Source organism: Kineosporia sp. A_224, from assembly GCF_002198655.1.
In the GTDB taxonomy this organism is placed as follows: Bacteria; Actinomycetota; Actinomycetes; order Actinomycetales; family Kineosporiaceae; genus R-H-3.
On record NZ_MWLN01000116.1, the window covers coordinates 1 to 17,523 of the forward strand.

The 17,523-nt window shown below is 72.2% G+C and carries 16 protein-coding genes; 15 read left to right on the forward strand and 1 reads right to left on the reverse strand.

The annotated features are described in order from the left end of the window. Positions 1 to 103: 103 nt before the first annotated feature. From EDJALFJO_RS10055 to mobF, 7 genes are all read left to right on the forward strand, one after another. Complete coding sequence (locus EDJALFJO_RS10055) at positions 104 to 1,927, forward strand: type IV secretory system conjugative DNA transfer family protein (protein ID WP_088284749.1); 1,824 nt, start codon at positions 104 to 106, stop codon at positions 1,925 to 1,927. Continuing rightward, a complete protein-coding gene (locus EDJALFJO_RS10060) occupies positions 1,924 to 2,595 on the forward strand; it encodes a hypothetical protein (protein WP_088284751.1) in 672 nt (223 codons plus the stop codon). The genes EDJALFJO_RS10055 and EDJALFJO_RS10060 overlap by 4 nt, the downstream gene beginning before the upstream one ends. Positions 2,596 to 2,963: 368 nt before the next feature. Next, the gene (locus EDJALFJO_RS10065; RefSeq protein ID WP_198950173.1) at positions 2,964 to 3,812 is read left to right on the forward strand and encodes a hypothetical protein; all 849 of its coding nucleotides are present in this window, start codon (positions 2,964 to 2,966) and stop codon (positions 3,810 to 3,812) included. Then, positions 3,809 to 4,744 (forward strand): hypothetical protein, encoded by a 936-nt coding sequence (locus EDJALFJO_RS10070; RefSeq protein WP_088284753.1) that lies wholly within the window; start codon positions 3,809 to 3,811, stop codon positions 4,742 to 4,744. The genes EDJALFJO_RS10065 and EDJALFJO_RS10070 overlap by 4 nt, the downstream gene beginning before the upstream one ends. Continuing rightward, positions 4,741 to 5,130 (forward strand): hypothetical protein, encoded by a 390-nt coding sequence (locus tag EDJALFJO_RS34200; protein WP_158220369.1) that lies wholly within the window; start codon positions 4,741 to 4,743, stop codon positions 5,128 to 5,130. The genes EDJALFJO_RS10070 and EDJALFJO_RS34200 overlap by 4 nt, the downstream gene beginning before the upstream one ends. Positions 5,131 to 5,339: 209 nt before the next feature. Beyond that, positions 5,340 to 6,252: DUF2637 domain-containing protein (locus tag EDJALFJO_RS36335; RefSeq protein WP_369812511.1), on the forward strand; the 913-nt coding region annotated here is incomplete at its 3' end. 519 nt (positions 6,253 to 6,771) lie between these two features. After that, positions 6,772 to 11,520 carry a MobF family relaxase gene (gene mobF / locus EDJALFJO_RS10085; protein ID WP_088284757.1) on the forward strand — a complete coding sequence of 1,583 codons (4,749 nt, stop codon included), beginning with the start codon at positions 6,772 to 6,774 and terminating at the stop codon, positions 11,518 to 11,520. 19 nt (positions 11,521 to 11,539) lie between these two features. Here the strand turns inward: mobF and EDJALFJO_RS10090 are convergent, their stop codons facing one another. Continuing rightward, on the reverse strand, positions 11,540 to 11,941 hold the full coding sequence (locus EDJALFJO_RS10090) for a hypothetical protein (protein ID WP_143448434.1): 402 nt from the start codon (positions 11,939 to 11,941) through the stop codon (positions 11,540 to 11,542). Positions 11,942 to 12,189: 248 nt separating this feature from the next. On the opposite strand from EDJALFJO_RS10090, the gene EDJALFJO_RS10095 reads away from it, so the two are divergent. The 8 genes from EDJALFJO_RS10095 (at position 12,190) to EDJALFJO_RS10130 (ending at position 17,511) form a co-directional block, all read left to right on the forward strand. Continuing rightward, positions 12,190 to 12,405 carry an excisionase family DNA-binding protein gene (locus EDJALFJO_RS10095; protein WP_198950174.1) on the forward strand — a complete coding sequence of 72 codons (216 nt, stop codon included), beginning with the start codon at positions 12,190 to 12,192 and terminating at the stop codon, positions 12,403 to 12,405. Further along, positions 12,402 to 13,646 (forward strand): site-specific integrase, encoded by a 1,245-nt coding sequence (locus tag EDJALFJO_RS10100; RefSeq protein ID WP_088284761.1) that lies wholly within the window; start codon positions 12,402 to 12,404, stop codon positions 13,644 to 13,646. Before EDJALFJO_RS10095 ends, EDJALFJO_RS10100 begins: the two co-directional genes overlap by 4 nt. 107 nt (positions 13,647 to 13,753) lie before the next feature. Further along, a complete protein-coding gene (locus EDJALFJO_RS10105; RefSeq protein ID WP_143448435.1) occupies positions 13,754 to 14,194 on the forward strand; it encodes a hypothetical protein in 441 nt (146 codons plus the stop codon). Positions 14,195 to 14,271: 77 nt separating this feature from the next. After that, entirely contained in the window at positions 14,272 to 14,490 is a 219-nt protein-coding gene (locus tag EDJALFJO_RS10110; protein WP_088284765.1) for a hypothetical protein, read from the forward strand. Between the two features lie 221 nt (positions 14,491 to 14,711). After that, positions 14,712 to 15,116 (forward strand): hypothetical protein, encoded by a 405-nt coding sequence (locus tag EDJALFJO_RS10115; RefSeq protein ID WP_143448436.1) that lies wholly within the window; start codon positions 14,712 to 14,714, stop codon positions 15,114 to 15,116. A gap of 94 nt (positions 15,117 to 15,210) precedes the next feature. Next, positions 15,211 to 15,612 carry a hypothetical protein gene (locus tag EDJALFJO_RS10120; RefSeq protein WP_143448437.1) on the forward strand — a complete coding sequence of 134 codons (402 nt, stop codon included), beginning with the start codon at positions 15,211 to 15,213 and terminating at the stop codon, positions 15,610 to 15,612. Positions 15,613 to 15,974: 362 nt separating this feature from the next. Then, entirely contained in the window at positions 15,975 to 16,469 is a 495-nt protein-coding gene (locus EDJALFJO_RS10125) for a hypothetical protein (RefSeq protein ID WP_088284771.1), read from the forward strand. Positions 16,470 to 16,602: 133 nt separating this feature from the next. Beyond that, positions 16,603 to 17,511: a hypothetical protein gene (locus tag EDJALFJO_RS10130; protein ID WP_088284773.1), complete on the forward strand. Its 909-nt coding sequence runs from the start codon at positions 16,603 to 16,605 to the stop codon at positions 17,509 to 17,511. The last annotated feature ends 12 nt before the right edge of the window (positions 17,512 to 17,523 follow it).

The window sequence follows — 17,523 nt, forward strand, 5'->3', positions numbered from 1 at the left end:
CTCGGCGCCCCCGGCGCCGAGCCGCTCCCCCCTCACGCCCAGTACAGGGCGCGCTTGACGCGTACGCGTCAACGCCGCTGCCCGCCGTCCTCAGGAGAACCCGATGATCTTCCGCGTCCTGCGTGCCTTGCGGCACCTGCCCTACCGGCCCCTCACCGCCGCCGGCGTCCTGGTCGCCCTCGCTTGGCTCGCCGGCCACGCCGAGCGCCTCGCCCCCCTGACGGCCCAGGCGCGCCTCGCCGCCGTCGTCCTGACCGCCGTCCTGCTCGCCCACTGGACTCTCACCTGGCTCGCCCCCGCCCTGTCCACCGGCCGGTGGGTCGACCGTCGCGACGACGCCGCCATCCACGCCGGCGGCGTCGCGACCTGGACCGACATCGGCGAGAAGGCCTCGCGATCTGCGATGCGCCGCCGCGCCGTCACCCTGCGCCCCTCCCTCGCCGCGGCATCGCGCCGCCGGCGGCGACGGACCCCGGTCACCGAGTACGCCGTCCCGCTCCTGCGCACCGGCTGGCTGCCCGTCGGCAGCACGGTCTGGTCCTCCTGCGAGGAGGTCACCCTGCGGATCGGTGGCCCGCGCTCCGGCAAGTCCGCGTCGATGGCCTGCCACGCCCTCGACGCCCCCGGATCGCTGCTCGTCACCAGCTCGCGCACCGACCTGCTCAACGCCACCCGCGGCGTCCGCTCCCGCAAGGGCCGCGTCGACGTCTTCAACCCCACCGACCTCGGCGGCGTCGAGTCCACCGTCCGCTGGACCCCGCTCGCCGCCTGCACCGACTACGGGACGGCGCAGCGCCGCGCCGCCGACCTCATCCCGACGTCCTCGTCCAACGAGGGCGAGCGGTGGGACGTCCAGGCCCGCGGCCTACTGGCCACCCTCCTGCACGCCGCAGCCCTGTCCGGTGGCTCCATGCGCACCGTCCTGGACTGGATCTCCCCCGCGGACGCCGTCGCCCGCGACGAGATCCTCACGGCCCTGGGCTCGACCCCGCGCGCCCGCTCCATGGCGACGCAGATCCGCTCCCTGTACGCCACCAACGACCGGACCCTGTCGTCGATCACGGCGACCCTGCTGCCCCACCTGAAGTGGGTCAACGACCCGACGCTGGCCGCCGCGGCCGACGCGAACGTCGCCGACCCCGACCTGCTCGACGTCGGCCGGCTCGTCCGCTCTGGCACCGACACCCTCTACCTCGTCGGCCGGGACGACGGCGCGCCCACGATCATCGGCGCGCTCACCGCCGAGGTCGCCCACCAGGTCCGGATGCACGCCGCCTACCTCGGCGGCCGCCTCGACCCACCGATGACCGCGATCCTCGACGAGGCCCCGCTCACCTGCGGCCCGATCCCGCTGCACGACTGGACCGCCGACATGGGCGGCTTCAACCTCACCCTCCACATCGCCGCCCAGTCCCTCGCCCAGCTCCGCGACGTCTGGGGCCGCGAAAGGGCCGCCGCGATCCTCGCGAACACCGGCGCCCTGGTCGTCTTCGGCAACATCAAGTCCTCCGACGACCTCCAGGAGATCTCCACCCTCTGCGGCAGCCGGCTCGTCGCCCTGGACGCCGACGACAACCGGCCGCTGCCCGTCATGACCCCGGCCGAGATCTCCACCCTGCCGATCGGGACCGCCCTCGTCCTGCGCAACGGCCTGCGCCCTGTCATCGGCCACGCCCCGTGGATCGGCGAACGCGACCCCTCCCGCACCGCGGCCGCCGTCCACCGTCTCGCCGCGACCACCCGCCGGCGGATCGTCACCTGGGACGGCGAGCGGCAGGCGCGCCGCGCCGCCGCCAAGGCCGCCCGCGCCGTCCTGGACGGTCGCGGCACCGTCGCCCCCACCCGGCCGGACGGCGCCACGACGCGGCCCCTCGACGGCCGCGGCGGCACCACCGACGGCAGTCACGCAGGCGGCGGTGACGCGTGACCCGCCGCTCCGTCACCACCGACCAGACCCACGCCCTCGCACGCCTCGCCACCGACGTCGCCCGGCTGCGCCGGGAGGTCGACGACCTCGCCGACCTGCACACCGTCACCGCCGCCCACGGCCGCGCCCTCGAGGAGCTCTCCGCCGTCGTCGGCCGCGGCGACGCCGGCCGCACGTCTGTGATCCCTGCTGCTCGCGCCATCTCGAGCGGACAGGACGAGGTGGACGGCGAGGAGGCGGCCCCGGCATGGCTCACCGTCGTCGACCCCGCGGCCGCGATCCAGTGGCTGAACGAGCTCGCGGTCTGGGTGCCACAGGTCTGGCAGCCCTACCTGCAGACCAAGACCCCGGCGTGCTGGCCGTGGCACGCCGACGTCGTCGCCGAACTGCTCGTCGTCCAACATCTGTGGACCCTGGCAGCCGGCGACGGGGCAGCGCCCGACGCCCTCGCCGCGTGGCACGACCGCTGGCGCCCCGGCGCCGCCCGCCGCGTCGAGCGGCGGATGGCCGGCTGCGACCGCTCCTTCGGCCGCCACAAGGACGACCAGCACAAGGAGAACGTCTACGACGTCGCGTGCCTCGACGAGGTTGCCGAGTGGTGGGCCACCACCCACGGCAGCGACCCCGCGCAGCCGGCGCCCGGGCTCACCCTGGACGACAGCCGATGAGCGCGCTGCCTGCACCGGCTCAAGCACTGCCGCCTGCGGCGACAGCAAGAGCATCGTCCGCTCACCTCCCGGGGCGCGGTAGCAGCATCGCCACCCCACCGCCAGGGCGCTCCGGGGCACATCCGTGCCGACGATCTTTCCCGCACCGCCCGGTTCTGCTCGTCCCCGTCCCGGCCGCCGGGCTGCCGGTCGCGGTGCCGGCCCGGAGCGGGCGGCGCGGGAAAGACCCGCTGCGCTGTCCGCACGGACGACCCCTGCGGCCCTGGCGCCGGGGCCCCTACGACGCCGCTACAGGGCGGTTAAGGACGAGCCCCCAAGAACAGGGGCCCGCCCACACCGCTCAGACCCCTCGCGGAAGAGGCGCCGACATGACCAGCACCGACCCGAACACCAACAACGGCAAGGCTGCCGACCGGCCGCTGTCCTCACCGATCGTGGCCGCCCTCGAGCAGGCCTGGACGGCGATCCAGGCCCGGCACCCGCAGATCCCCGACGTCGTCATCGTCCTGGCCTCCGGCTCCGTCGGAGCGCCCCGCGGCGCCCTCAAGCTCGGCCACTTCGCCGCCATGCGCTGGACCCACGCCGACGCCCCAGAGACCGTCGGCGCCTCCGGCTCCACGCTCGGCGAAGTGTTCGTCGGTGGCGAGGGCCTGGCGCTCGGCGCGGTCGACGTGCTCGGCACCCTGCTCCACGAGGCCACCCACGCGCTGGCCCACGTCCGGGGTGTCAAGGACTGCTCCCGGCAGGGCCGATACCACAACCGCAAGTTCCGCGACCTGGCCGAGGAGATGGGCCTCGACGTCCGCGAGGTCCCGGTCATCGGCTGGTCCGACACCCACGTCCCGGCCGCGACCCAGGACGAGTACGCCGCCACCCTCACCGCGCTCACAGCCGCGCTCACCCTCCACCGCCGCGCCGAAGGCGCCATGCCCGTCACCGCACCCGACGACGAGGCCGCCGCAGGCGCAGACACCAACACCGGCAACGGCTCCACCGGTCCCAACGCCTCGCGCAACGGTGCCGCGGCCCGCTGCGGATGCGGCCGCCGGATCCGGGTCACCGCCTCGGTCCTCGCCCTCGGCCCGATCACCTGCGGGCTCTGCGGCCAGCCCTTCAGCACCTCCGACACCGACACCCCCGACAGCCCCGACAGCCCCGACGCCGACGACGAGGCCGCCGCCGACAGCCGCGGTACCGACCGGAAGGACCCGCGATGAACCAGCCAACGAGGCCCGAGCCGACCACGACGTCGACCGCGCCGGCGACCACGACGCCGGCCGCACCGGCGGACGCCTTCCAGCAGACGTGGGCTCAGACCCACGCCCAGGCCGTCGCCGTGCTGACCACGGCCTGCCGGCTACGGTTCGCTCGGACGCACTCGGACGGCACGACCGCGAGCAGCGAACCGATCGACTTCGCGGACTTCCTCGCCTCCGTCCTCGCAGGCGTCGCTGCAAACGTCGGATCTATGGACCGACTCGTGGCCGGCCGTCCCGGGTCGTGGGAGGCCGGGCTCGTCGCCCAGCTCGTCACCGGCACCGTCGGGGAGGACGAGGCCTGGCTCTACGAGAACCGCACCGAGCCGGTCGTCGTCCCGCTGAACGTCCCGGCGCTGTCGTGGGACTTGCCCGGCTTCCCCGAAGTCGAGGACGCCGTCACCCACACCCTGGACCGGCTGCGGCTGTCCCCCGACCCGCAGACCGCCGCTCGGATCGCTGAGCAGCTCACGGACGAGCAGTGGCTGGAGTACGACGAGGTCCGCGACGCGGCCGAGGCCGCCGTGCTTGCCCGGTACGCGCAGCTCTACCGGGCCTATGCCGACGCGTTCACCGACGCCGTCCACGCTGCCGCAGCCCAGATCGCAGGCCTGTCCGTCCTGGTGTCCGTGACGTGCGCGCACGACCCGCACGAGCAGGCGGCCGCGGTGGTCAACCCGTTCGACGACCTCAACTGCGGCGCCCCTGACGACGAGCTCACCGCCCGACTGTGGCGCGCCGCCGCAGCAGCCGTCCCGGTTCCCGACGCCCCCGCGTTCGACCTACCCCCGCTGCCTGACTGGTTGGCCGCGCTCCAAGCCGGCACCGAGCAGAGCACGACACTCGGCCCCTCCGCGGCGGACGCCCGGACGAACGAGTGGCAGGAACGGTGACCGGCGTCCGTGCTGCTGCGACGACCCGGGCCTGCCGGGACCGCTCGCCACGTACCCAGCAGGCCCCGCCGCCCGCGTCGATCGCTGACTGGACGGCCGGCTACGAGGCCGGATGGTCCGCCGGCTACCTGGCCGCCCGCGAAGCCCTCGACGCGGCCGGCTCGTTCCTCGCCGACACGCTGCGCCCGTCCCGTGCCCTCGAGGTCTCCACCGCCCGCTCCGCGCTCGCGCAGCCCGGCCGCCGGCCCGGGGAGCCGGACTTCCACGACCCGGCCGCTGTCGCGGCCCACCGGGCGGCGATCTACGCGTCCTGGGGCCTGCCCTGCCCCGCCGTCACCGCCGCCGGCGGCACCGCCCCCACCGGATCCGAGGAGGCACCAGCATGAGCACCGCACCTTCGCTCGTCGAAGCCAACCCGTTGCCCCGGAACACTCTTGACGCGTACGCGTCAACGCAGACCAACGCCTCGGGCATCGCGTCGGTGGCCGGCGCCTCGCACGGCGCCCCCACCGTGGCAGCTGATCACGGCGCCGAACACCCGTCCGTCGCCGCGCCTGGCGCGCACCTCCGTGCCGCCGTGCTGCGCCGGGCCGCGATGGTCGTCCTGGCGGCTGTCGCCGCGGCCGGCGCCGTCCTGTCCTTCAGCAGCCTCTACACCGCGGCGGCCCCTGTGTTCGGGCCTGTACTGGCGGCCGGGTTCCCGCTGCTCGTGGACGCCCTGTGCCTGGGCGCCTCGCTCGCCTACGCCGCCGGCGCCACCGTCGGGCGGCCGCGCGCCGGCTGGCGGCTCACCGCGCACGCCGCGGCTGCCGGAACGATCGCGCTCAACGCCCTGGCCGCCCACCGGCTCGCCGACGTCCCGTGGCACGTCACCGCGCCCGCCACCTGGTCCGTCCTCGTCGAGCTGACCGCCCGCGAGCTGCTCGGCACCTGGCGCGCCACCCACACCGCCCCACGGGACCAGATCCCCGCCCGGCTCTGGCTCACCGCCCCGATCGAGTCCACCCGCACGTGGCTGCTCATGGCCCGCACCGGCACCGTCACCCACGCCGGCGCCCGCATCGACGTTGGCGTCCACGCCGCCGCCGTCCAGGCACTGCACCTCGCCCTCCCCGGACGCCGCGCGCGCCGGGTCCGGGCCGTCCTGCGCCGCCAACTCCGGGCGGGCAGCCTGCCACCGTCCGCCGTTCTGCACGCCCTCGGCTGGACATCCCCCGACGGCGGCGCCGCCGTCAGCAGCACGAGTGCACCCGCTGCGGTCAGCCCGACGACGGCACTACGCACCGCCCTGGCCGGTGTACTCGCCGACCGCACCCGCCCGCGCCCGGCGGACGCCGTCCACTCCGACGACCCGGGCGACGCCCCGCACTCGCCCGCGAGTACACAGCGACCCCCGGCTCCGTCGCCCGATCCCGCCGAGTCGCGATCGGAGTACACACCCTCTCCGTCGTCGAGTACGCCTGCCGCGCGCGCGGCGGCGGCCCGCGGTGACGGCGGCCGGCGCCCGGNCCCCCCCCGCGACCGTCACCGCCCCCAGCGACGAACAGATCCTCACCACGCTCACCGGCGAACCGCCGTCCATCCGAGCGCTCATGCGGACCCACGGCATCGGCCAGGCCCGAGCGACCCGGATCCACCGCGCAGCCACCGATCGACACCACGCCGCCCGACCCGGCACCGACAGGCAGCACGACGACCAGCACGAGAACCAGAACACCCAGCAAGAACCGAACGAGAACACCGCCGAGAAAGCCCAGCACGAGAACGAGAACACCGAAGAAATCAAGCCAACCGAGATCAACTCAAGAAACGACCGCGACTAAGCAAGATCCAATTTCAGAGAGCACCCAAGAACAGCACGCAGGAATCACACCCTTGCATCACCGACCGAGTAGGCCAGACCAAGATCACCAAGGAATTGGCTCCGCCCGCCAGGAAAGGGCTGGCACGAGCAGAACAGCGGAATCACCCGCCGCTGGCAACAACTCGCACAGGAAAGCACGTCATCGATCCGAAAGGCATTCCTCATGCTCAGCGTCGCCACCGGGCACTCGTCGTCCTACCTCACCGACCAGGTCGGGGCCGGCATGGAGTCGTACTACACCGGCGCCGTCGCGGCCGGCGAGCCGCCCGGCCAGTGGTGGGGCAAGGGCGCCGAGATCCTCGGCCTGGAGGGCGAGGTCGACGCCGAGGTCATGCGGTCGCTGTACGAACAGTTCCGGGACCCGCGCGACCCCCGCTTCGCCGACGAGGCGACCCGCGACGAGTCCGCCGTACTCGGTCGCGCCCCGAAGCAGTTCCGTAGCGCCGGGCAGGTCGTCGAGGACCGTATCCGCGAGTACACCACCGCGCACGCGAGTACACCCACGCCGGAGCAGATACAGGGTTGGCGGCTGGAGGCCGAGCGGGATACACCCAAGGCCGTCGCCTTCTACGACCTGACCTTCTCCCCCGACAAGTCCGTCACCGTCCTGTGGGCGTCGTTCACCCGCGCCGGCCACGAGGCCGAACAGGCCGGCGACACCGAGGCTGCCCGGCTGTGGGCCTGGCGCGCCGCCCAGGTCGAGGAAGCACTCGTCGCCGCCGGCGAGGTCGGGCTCGGCTACGTCCAGGACAACGCCGGCTACACCCGCGTCGGACGACACGGCGGCAAGGGCGCCACCGGCAGCTGGGAGGACGCCCACACCCTCACCGCAGCCCGCTTCCCCCAGCACACCTCCCGCAACAACGACCCCCAGCTGCACGTCCACCAGATCGTCCTGAACAAGGTGCTCAGCGCGGACGGCGTCTGGCGGGCGCTGGACGGCAAGTCCGTCATCGCGGCGCGCCCGGCCGCCGGCGCCGTCTCCGAGCGCGCGCTCGAGGTCGAGCTGACCCGCCGGCTCGGCGTCCAGTGGGAACCGCGGGAGGACGGTATGGGTCGCCGCCTGGTCGGCGTCGACCGCTCCATCGAGGACCTGTTCTCCAGCCGCCGCCAGGCCATCACCGGCAAGGCCGCCGAGGACCTCGCCCGGTACGAGGAGGCCCTCGGGCGCAAGGCGAACAACCTCGAGCGCCGCCAGATCCTCCAGCGAGCGACCCTGGCCACCCGCGCCGCCAAGACCCACGACGCCGAGACCTGGGGCGAGATGGCCCAGCGTTGGGACGCCATGAGCCAGGGCGAGGTCGCCGGCGGACTCGTCCGCCAGGCCAAGCAGGTCGTCGACCTCACCCAGTCCCCCGCCCTGCTGCCCACCGACGCCGTCCGGACCACGTTCTCCCCCGAGGCCGTCATCGCCCAAGCCCTCGAGGCGTGCCACAGCGAGGGCGGCAAGTCGACCTGGACCCGCCACGACCTCGTCAAGCACCTCAACGACGCGCTCCCCGACGACCTCGGCACCCTGCCCGAGGGCGGCGTCCGCGGCCTCCTGGAGTCCCTGGCCGACCAGGCGCTCACCGGCGACGACGCCGTCCTCGTCGTCGGCCGCGAGGTCGGCACCGTCCACGCCGCCGGCCGCCTCGAGAACGGCCGCTCCAAGCACCTCGACCCCGCCGCCGTCCAATACGCGACCCGCGGCCACCTCGCCGCCGAGGACACCCTGCTGCGCTCCTGCGGCCTCCGGGGCCGCACCGCGATCCCCGCGCCCGCCGTGACCACCTGGCTCGACACCTTCGGCGCCAGCCTCAACCCCGCACAGCGGCAGGCAGTCCTCGGCATCGCCAGCTCCGACGCAGCGCTCGTGACGCTCGTCGGCCCGGCCGGCACCGGCAAGTCCTACGTCGCCGGTCTGCTCGACGCCGCCTGGCGCGACCTCGCCGCCTCGACCCAGCCGCCCGGCGGTGGCGGCGAACGGGGCCCGGACGGCGGCAACCGGGGGCGCGTCGTCGGTGTCGCCACGACCCAGGTCGCTGCTGACATCCTGCGCGAGGACGGCGTCGCCGACACCGCGAACGTCGCGGCGTTCCTCGCCGCCCAGCGCCGCCTGGCCTCCGGCACCACGCTCCCGGACGACGCAGCGCTGCGACTGACGAGCAACGACCTGCTCGTCGTCGACGAGGCCTCGATGGTCGACACCTACGCCCTCACCCGGCTGCAGGCCGCCGTCGACTCGGCCGGCGCCCGGATGGTCCTCATGGGCGACCCACACCAGCTCGGCGCCGTCGGCGCCGGCGGCATGATGCGCGCCGCCATCGACCGGGACGCCGAGACCTACACCCTGTCCGACGTCCGCCGGTTCAGCGCCGAGTGGGAACGCGAAGCATCCCTGCGGCTGCGCGACGGCGACAGCAGCGACATCCCGGCCGCCGTCGGCGAGTACGACGCGCGCGGCCGGCTCCTCGACGCCGGCACCGCGGACGACGCCGTCGCCGCCGTCGCACGCGCCGCCGCCGCGGACCGGCTCGCCGGCAAGGACGTCGTCGTCGTGGCCGCCTCCAACGAGCACGCCGCGGCCGTCTCCAGCTCCGTCCGCGCGCTCCTCGTCGAGGCCGACGTCGTCCAGGAAGCCGGCGTCGTCCTCGGCCGCGACGAGACACCCGCCGGCGTCGGCGACCTCGTCCAGGCCCGCCGGATCGACCGCACCCTCGGGCTGGTCAACCGAGAGGTCTACGAGGTCACCGCGATCCAGCCCGACGGCGCCCTCGACGTCGTCTGCCGCCGCACCGGCGGAGTGCACGTCATGCCCGCCGACTACGTCGCCCAGGACGTCGCCCTGGCCTACGCATCGACCGCGCACGGCGCCCAGGGCCGCACCGCCGACGTCGGGCACCTCCTGCTCACCCAAGGCATGGACCGCGCCAGCACCTACGTCGGCCTCACCCGCGGCCGCGACTCCAACACCGCCTGGGCCGTCACCGAGTCCCTCAACCCCGACCAGCCCAGCCTCACCGCCCGCGGAATCCTCGCCCGCTCCCTGACCACCTGGGACGACCCACACACCCACCCGGCAGCCGGCAACGACCTCGCCGCCGTCGACATCGCCGACGCCGCCGAAGCCCACCGCACCAACGCCGGCACCCTGCTCGCCCTCGTCGAGGAGGAGATCCGCGTCGCCTGCCGCGAACGACTCGACCGCGACCTCGACACCCTCACCGCCAACGGCCTCATCACCGACGAGGACCGCGCCCGGCTCGGCGCAGACCAGGGCACCGAGCACCTGTCCCGGCTGCTGCGCAGCTACGAGCAGGCCGGCCACGAGCCCCTCGAGGTCCTCCGGGACGCCGTCACCTCCGGACGCAGCCTCACCGACGCCGTCAGCGTCGCCCAGGTACTCGCCACCCGCATCCACCGCTCCACCGGCACCGACCTGCCCGCACCCGACCTCGAGGACGCCGACGCCCCGCAAGCCGCGTCGCAGACGCTGAAGCTCACCGTGGCTCCGCAACGCATCAACACCGCCCGGGCCGGCTACGTCGAGCAGCTGCTCGGGCTGCTCGACGAGCGCCGCCACAACCTCGGGCAGGCCCTCGCCGACCTCCCCGCCGACCAGCGACCCGCCTGGCTGACCGCCACCCTCGGGCCACTCCCCGACGACGTTGACGCGTACGCGTCAAACCGTCAGGAGTGGATCGAGCGCGCAGGGTCTGTCGCGGCCCTGCGAGAGGCGACCGGCTGGGACCACCAGGAGATCGCACTCGGCCGCTGCCCCGGCGTCAGCAGCCCGGAGAAGCGGGCCGCCTGGCACGCCGCCTACGCCGCAGCCGGGATGCCCGAGGAGCGCCGCCCCGAGGCCGACCTGACCGACGGCCGGCTCCTGGTCCGCGCCCGCGCCGCCGAGCTCGCCCGCGCCGGCGCCCCCGACCCGGTCTACGACGCCCAACGCGAACGACACCGCCTCGCCGAACTCGCCGCCCGCGAGGCAGTCCTCGCCCGCTCCACCGGGCGAGAGGACGACGCCGCCCGCTACGAGGCAGACGCCGAGCGGCACCGTCTCCTCGCCGACCACCTCGACGCCGCCGCCGACGCCCGAGCCCGCTGGCTCGTCGACAACGCCGAAACCCTGTCCGCCGGCGACAGCGCCACCGCCGAGCTCACCCGCCGCGGGATCACCCCCGGCACAGAGCCCGACCGCGTCACCCCCGCCGAATGGCTCGCCGCCGAGGCCGAAGCCCGCACCGCAGACGACGCCCACCGCCCCATCACCGAGGCCGACCTGGTCGACCACGACCGGGACAAGGCCGCTCACGAGGAAGTCGACCAGATGGCATCACAGGACGCTCGAAACGACGCCCCTGCAACGCAGAGTGCGCCCGGGGCGGAGACGACCGCAGCGCAGGACGCCGCAGCCACGGACTCGTTCTCCCGCTCGCTACGCGGCGGATTCACCAAGTCCGAGCTGGCCCTCATCCACGCCACCGCCGCCCGCCACGGCGCCGCCATCGAGGTCTGCTCGTTCATCGTCCCCGACGACACCTTCGCCAGCACCGACACCGGCCAGCGACCCGAGGTCACGCGCATCCTCACCATGCTCGAGCGCCAGGAGAGCGACCTGCTGCGCTCCGCAGACGCAACCCGCCCGGTCACCGGGCTCTCCGCAGACGCCACCGCTGCCGAGATCGCCGCCGTCGCAGCCAGGGCTCGCGCGGCGTTCGAGGTCGCCGCCGACCATGCCTCCCAGGACCGCGCCAAGTCCGCGTCGTCCGATGACGAGTGGCAGTACTTGCGCACCCGCGGCACGGACGACGGCGCCGACCTCGGTGGCGTCTACGACTCGACCGCGGACCGCGACGCTGCGTTCGAACGCGCCTGGGGCGACGCGCCGGCGGCAGGCGACTCCTTGGCGGCGGGCAATGACTGACGCCGGCCCCTCGATGCGATCAGGCGACGCGACGGCCGATCTCGTCCCGGTGCGGCCGCAGGACCGCCGGCAGCGGCGCCCACCAGAAGGCAGCGCCCCACCCGCGGGCGAAGCACACGGCATCGGCGGCCCCGCGCAGGTAGTGGCCGTCGACCGCGCCAGCGAGAACCGCGCGCTGGTTCTCCAGCGCGACCAGCTCGACAGCGAGCAGGTCATCGGACCGCAGCCCGGCGTCCACACGACCGACGTGCCGCAGCCCGGACGGCGCCGAGTCGGTGACTCCCAGCACCCAGAGCAACGCGTCCACCGTCCCGCGCGCGGCCGCGTGCGCCCCGCCGGCACCGGAGTGGGTGCTGCTGTCGACGCCAGCTTGCCGAGCCAGCCGGCGAGCGACAGCGAACAGGAACTCGACGTCGCCCAAGGTCGGACGCGGCTCCAGCTGGGGCAGCCCGCCCACACCCGGCGCAGGCGCCCGCCGCTCCGGTCGGGGTCGGATGTCGAAGCCCACGACGACCACCTCCACATCAGCGACCGCACCCAGCGCGGTCACCCGGCGCCCGTTGCCGGGCCCGAACAGCGACACCCACACGGCACGCCGATCCAAGTGTCCGACCCAGCACCGACAGTCAGCCCGATCCTCCGCACCGCACCATCCGAAGGAGCGCCGCAGTGACGAACGCCCGCCGACACGTCGAGATCACCCCCAAGTGGTTCACCGTTCCCCAGGTGGCCGAGATGCTCGGCTTCAGCGTCAGTAAGACCAAGATGCTCGTCATCTCCGGCGAGCTGCGCTCCCTCAAGGCCGGCCGCTCGCGCCGCGTCCTCCCCGAATGGGTCGACGAGTACGTCGCCCGCCAGGCCGCCGAGGCCGAGGCCCGGCGATGAGCAAGCAGCGCGCCCGGTCGAACGGCGAAGGATCGATCTACGCACGAACGGCCGGCGGATACGCCGCCTATGCCTGGGTGACCACGCCGACCGGCAAGCGGACCCGCAAGTACGTCTACGGCAAGACGCGCGAGGAAGTGCACTCCAAGTGGCTGGCTCTCCACCAACAAGCGCGACAAGGCGCTGTGAGCACCACCGTTCCCAGTCTCGCCGAGTACCTCGCCGCCTGGCTCGCCGAGGTGATCAAGCCGACGGCCGCACCGGCTACGGTCGCCAACTACGGCATGTTCGTTCGCTTGTACATCGCTCCCGCGCTCGGTCCGAAGCGTCTCGACAAGCTCACCGTGCGCGACGTCCAGACGTGGCTCAACCGCCTCCGCAGCACCTGCCAGTGCTGTGCACAGGGAAAGGACCTGGCGCGCGCGACGCCGCGCTGCTGCGCAAAGGGCCTCTGCTGTGAGCAGGTGGCCAGCGACTGGACCGTTCGCAGCGCGTGGACGGTGCTTCGCAGTGCCCTCGGCAACGCCGTCCGCGACGAACTCGTACACAGGAACGTCGCAGAGTTGGCTCGTCTCCCCATGCCGCGCCCGAAGCGGGTCCGCCCATGGACTGTCGATGAGGTCCGCCAGTTCCTCGAGGCGGCCCACGCCGCTCACGACCCGCTGTACGCCGCGTACGTCCTGATCCTCACTCTCGGCCTTCGTCGCGGGGAAGTTCTCGGCCTCAAGTGGGAGGACGTCGATCTGGGCGCCGGCGAGCTCCGAATCGGATGGCAATTGCAGAGGGTCGGTGGACGCCTGTTGCGACGGGAGACCAAGACAGGCGCGTCCGACGCTGTCCTTCCGCTGCCAATCATCTGCGTCGCCGCGCTCAACGAGTGGGCAGCGTCGCAGACGCGGTGGCAGCGGGAAGCCGGCGAAGCCTGGCAGCCCCTCGGCTTCGTCTTCACAACGAGGCACGGGTTACCCGTCGAGCCGCGGAACTTCCACCGCGACTTTAAGCGCCGGAGCCGCCGCGCAGGAGTGTCGGAGATCCCGGTCCACGCCACCCGCAAGACCTGTGCGTCGCTCCTGGTGGCTCTCGACGTCCATCCCCGCGTCGCCATGCAGATACTTCGCCACAGCCAGATCGCGGTGACGATGAACGTCTACAGTGAAGTTTCCTCGGACACGACTAAGGCTGCTCTTCGGCTCCTTGGCGAGAGTCTGACATCCGGGCCGTCCGTTTCTCGCGATGCTTGATCGCCTGGAGCCACAGCCCCGCGGCTCAAGCGGGTCTTTCGGGCCCATTTGTGTCCGAAGTGTCCCGCCGTCCCTTGGCCCTGGAGCCGCGGTGGCAGACTGATGCCGTGCCGCTCAGACTGCGCTCACCATGGTGGCATCGGTCCCTGGCTGTGAGCGCGTGTCTGGCGCTTGCCGTACTCATGCTGTCAGTTGCGATAACCGTGGGCTTGGACGGTGCAGCGGCGGTTGTCCTAGCCGTACTCCTGGGGATCCTGACCGTCGCATTGACCGCCGCCGCTATCCGCACTGCACTCCTACGGGTCGAGATCGACACGTCTGAGCTCGTGACCGTCAACTGGTTCGCGACTGTGCGTCGACCGTTGACCGACGTCCGCTACTTCACCGACGAGGGCGGGCTCGTGGCTGTGCTGCGTGACGGGACCACTGTCCAGGCGGACGTCTTCGGGCCCTGGTTCCTACCGCCGTCCATGGCCGCGGACGCGGCGGAGGCGGTGCGGGTGTGTCAGGGCGTGTTGCGGGCTGGTCGTGCCGGTGCTGATGACTGAGCCTCGGCAGAACGCCAGTTTGCGGATGGCCTTCGACCACGGACGCATGTGAGATGAGTAGCGCAATCGGAAACACGGTGTTCGTCGTCGGCCTGGGGGCGATGCTGATGGCGTCGTGGCCGGTCGCTCGCCGCCTGCCGAGGGGCAAGACGTCAGGTGTCGTGCGCCGGTGGGTGTTGCGTGACCTGGCCGATTCGCGTGATCGGGACGCGATCCGTGATCGGGCGACGTGGTGGGCCGCTGCCGGGTTCGCGCTCATGCTGGCAGGTTTGTGGATAGCCGACGGCCACCTGTAGACACTGTCCCCGGGGAGCGACGCCGACTGGATGCGACTGCTCCGCGGGCACATGGGTGAAGACGGGAGGGTGTTGTGCCGCCATCGGATTCTGATGGCTCTCGGGAGCCGTGGCAGCCCAGCGGCTCCCCCAAGCAGTGGGCCGACTCCGGTGACGAAGCCAGGTGGCATACGAACTGGTGGCTGATGGGTGGGGCGGTGTTGTTCGGTGCTCTAGCTGTCATGGCCGGCCTCGGGGACCGCGACTCCGCGGAGGCCTTTCGTCAGGACGCGCACCCTGTCATCGGGACCGTCGTCGAGAGCGACCAATGCTTCCTGTGCAAGTCGGGTCCCATCGTCACCGTTCGCTACGAACATCCGATCCGAGGCGTCACCCTGGCTCGCGTCGCCCATCCGGCGAAGGCGTACCCGGTCGGAACCTCGCTTGAGGTCGCCTACTCCGACGAACCCGGTGCCGACGGCGAGGTGGTGCCGGCGTCGGCTGTCGACGACCTCGGTCGCGGCGGCGGCTGGTTTGTTGCCGCTGGCGTCAGCGCATTCCTCGCGTTCCTGGCGTGGGCGTTTCCCGCGAACCTGCGAAGGCTCGATCGCCGGGACGCCAGGACGCGTGAAGCTGAGGAGATCTAGAAGCAACCGGCCCTGGACGTCGTCGTTTTCGCCGTGACCCGGACCCTGCGCAATCGACTGAAGGCTGGTGAGACCAGTGCCGATAGGACTCCGGTTGGCCGTGCTCGTGCTACCGCTGGCGCGCCTTCTCGCGTGGGACGAGACGCGCGACGACATCGCTCGCTCGGCGGCGGCGCTCCTGGGTCGACCGTATCGAGGGCGCCGTCTGGATCACGATGCGGCTTTGTCGAACGCCATCACAGCGATCACGGTGCTGTGCATCTTGTGCGGGGCGTTGGCCTCCGTAGCTCTGTGGCTTCGGGGAGATCACCGCGCCACTCTCGCTGCCTTGCCGGCGGCCGGGCTCGTAGCCGGCTTTGTCGGCAGCGGCGCGCTTGCCAGTCTCTGGATGGCGCGGTCAACGTTCTTGGAGGGCACGCGCTTCGAAGACCCGTCGTGGCTCGACGACGCTATTGCCGTCGTGGCGGCGGCGTGGGTGACCTATCTGGTCGTGTGATCTCCTCGCAGAGGCCGCGTTGAACCTCTGCTGGGCCGCTTGGCGGTGGCGTCCAACCGCAGGCGATCTCACCCCACGAGTAGCCGAACTTTCGGAGGCCGGTGGCGACGGTATGGGTGGCGGTGTCGACCTCGACAGCCAGGCGTAGGAAGTCGGCCAGGGCGTCGCCGTCGCCCGCGACCCGGCGCGCATGGGCCCGGATCACCCGATCGGCGAACGCGGCGTAGCCGGACGCTCCTATGTTGTGTAAAGGATGACGGCCAGGCTCGCGGGCAAGTGGCGGCGTGTGAGTCCCGTTCGGTCCTCGGGCGAATCCCCGTCCGAGGCAGAATGAGGCTCCCTGCCTAAGGAGGTCGCCTTCGTTGAGGACGAAGTCGGTTCTGGCTCGCGTCTTTCTCGTCGACGACCGCATGGTCACGACGCTGCAGGTCCCCGGCGTGGAGGTGGGCTCTCTGGTTGACCGCGTCACTGAAGACCTAGAGCGGGAGGACTCCGCAGTTGCGGCTCCCTACCCTGGGGCGGGCGACGAGGGGTCGCCGGTAGCGGCGTTCAGGTTCCGCTCGTCTGCCGTGACAATCGCCGACATCGAGGTCCGGACTCGTCCGATCGATCGTCCCGGAGCCGAGCTGGCCGTGCGTTCACACGTGAGGCCCGTGGTCGCCTACGTCCAGATCTGCCTTCTGGCCATCGCTGCGGCGATCGCCGGCGTCGCACTCGTCGAGGCGATCACGCAGAGGGCGCTGGCGCCGCTGCTCGGCGCCCGCTACCTGGCGCTCGGGCTGCTCATTGCCGGCGCAGTTCGTGAGAGCGGCGACCGCAGGCTGAGGGCCATGGCCGCCCGCCTCGCCAGGCCATGACCCGGGGACGGGCACAGGGACCGTTGAGGCAGGCGGGGTACGAAAGTCGAGCAGCGGCCCCGTGGAACCCCTCCCGAATGATCTACGTCGCACCTTGGGTGGCTGCGGACGAGAGTGACCCTGAGGTGGATTCATGGACGACCTGGCGACAAGCGCGCTTACCGGGCGCGAGTGGGCTTTGGTCATCTGGACGGCGGCAGCCCTTATCGGCTCCATGGTCTGGCCCGGGACCCGGCGGTCCGCGATCAAGGTTGCGAAGGCTGCTGCGGCGTGGAAGATCCTTGCCATCTTCGTCGGTCTCTGGTGCTACACGGCCGTCGCTCTCCTGGCGGCGGGCATGGGCGGTCTCTGGGGTGTGGGCCTGCTCAAGGACGCGGTTCTGTGGTCGGTCAGTGCAGGAGTCTTGCTCGTTGCCCGCGGCATCGGGAAGCGTCCGACGAGGTACTTCAGGACCGTTCTGCTGCAGATCCTGACGGTGTCGGCGGTCGTGCAGTTCGTCGCCTCGCTGTACTCCTTCTCACTGGCGGTCGAGCTCGTAGCCGTTCCATGTGCCGTCCTGCTTGGGGCCCTCGAGGCGACGGCACGGCTGCAGGGCCAGCATCAGGTGAAGAACATCTTCGTCTGGGTGCTGTCGATCTGGGGACTTGTGGTCGTGACCAACTCCGGCCTACAGCTCCTGGCGCGGTGGGAGCACATCGACTGGGGCATCGTGGTGCGCCAAGCGGCGCTCCCCATCTGGCTGACAGCCGCGGTGGTCCCCTACGCCTATGTTGTGGCGCTCGTGAGCGACTACGAGGTGCTGCTTGGGAGATGGCGCTGGCAGGCGCGGGCACGTGACGGACGGAGCGTTCCATGGCTGGGTCTGTTGATCGGTGTGAACGTTCGTCTGTCACGTCTGGAGGCATTGCGGCGCTCCCAGTTGTGGGACTTCTCTGGTTCACCGCGAGAGGTAGCCCGGCAGGTACGACTCGCGACTAGCGGATCGGATGTTGAAACCACGCTCGACCTCGGCTCAACGCGAACGCCGGAATCGCTGAAGTGACAGCGTTGCCTC

What these genes read in the sequence shown, in the direction of transcription:
- EDJALFJO_RS10055 (WP_088284749.1), top strand. Translation starts at nt 104, where the DNA reads ATGATCTTCCGCGTCCTGCGTGCCTTGCGGCACCTGCCCTACCGGCCC.
- EDJALFJO_RS10065 (WP_198950173.1), top strand. Translation starts at nt 2,964, where the DNA reads ATGACCAGCACCGACCCGAACACCAACAACGGCAAGGCTGCCGACCGG.
- EDJALFJO_RS10070 (WP_088284753.1), top strand. Translation starts at nt 3,809, where the DNA reads ATGAACCAGCCAACGAGGCCCGAGCCGACCACGACGTCGACCGCGCCG.
- mobF (WP_088284757.1), top strand. Translation starts at nt 6,772, where the DNA reads ATGCTCAGCGTCGCCACCGGGCACTCGTCGTCCTACCTCACCGACCAG.
- EDJALFJO_RS10100 (WP_088284761.1), top strand. Translation starts at nt 12,402, where the DNA reads ATGAGCAAGCAGCGCGCCCGGTCGAACGGCGAAGGATCGATCTACGCA.
- EDJALFJO_RS10115 (WP_143448436.1), top strand. Translation starts at nt 14,712, where the DNA reads ATGGCCGGCCTCGGGGACCGCGACTCCGCGGAGGCCTTTCGTCAGGAC.
- EDJALFJO_RS10130 (WP_088284773.1), top strand. Translation starts at nt 16,603, where the DNA reads ATGGACGACCTGGCGACAAGCGCGCTTACCGGGCGCGAGTGGGCTTTG.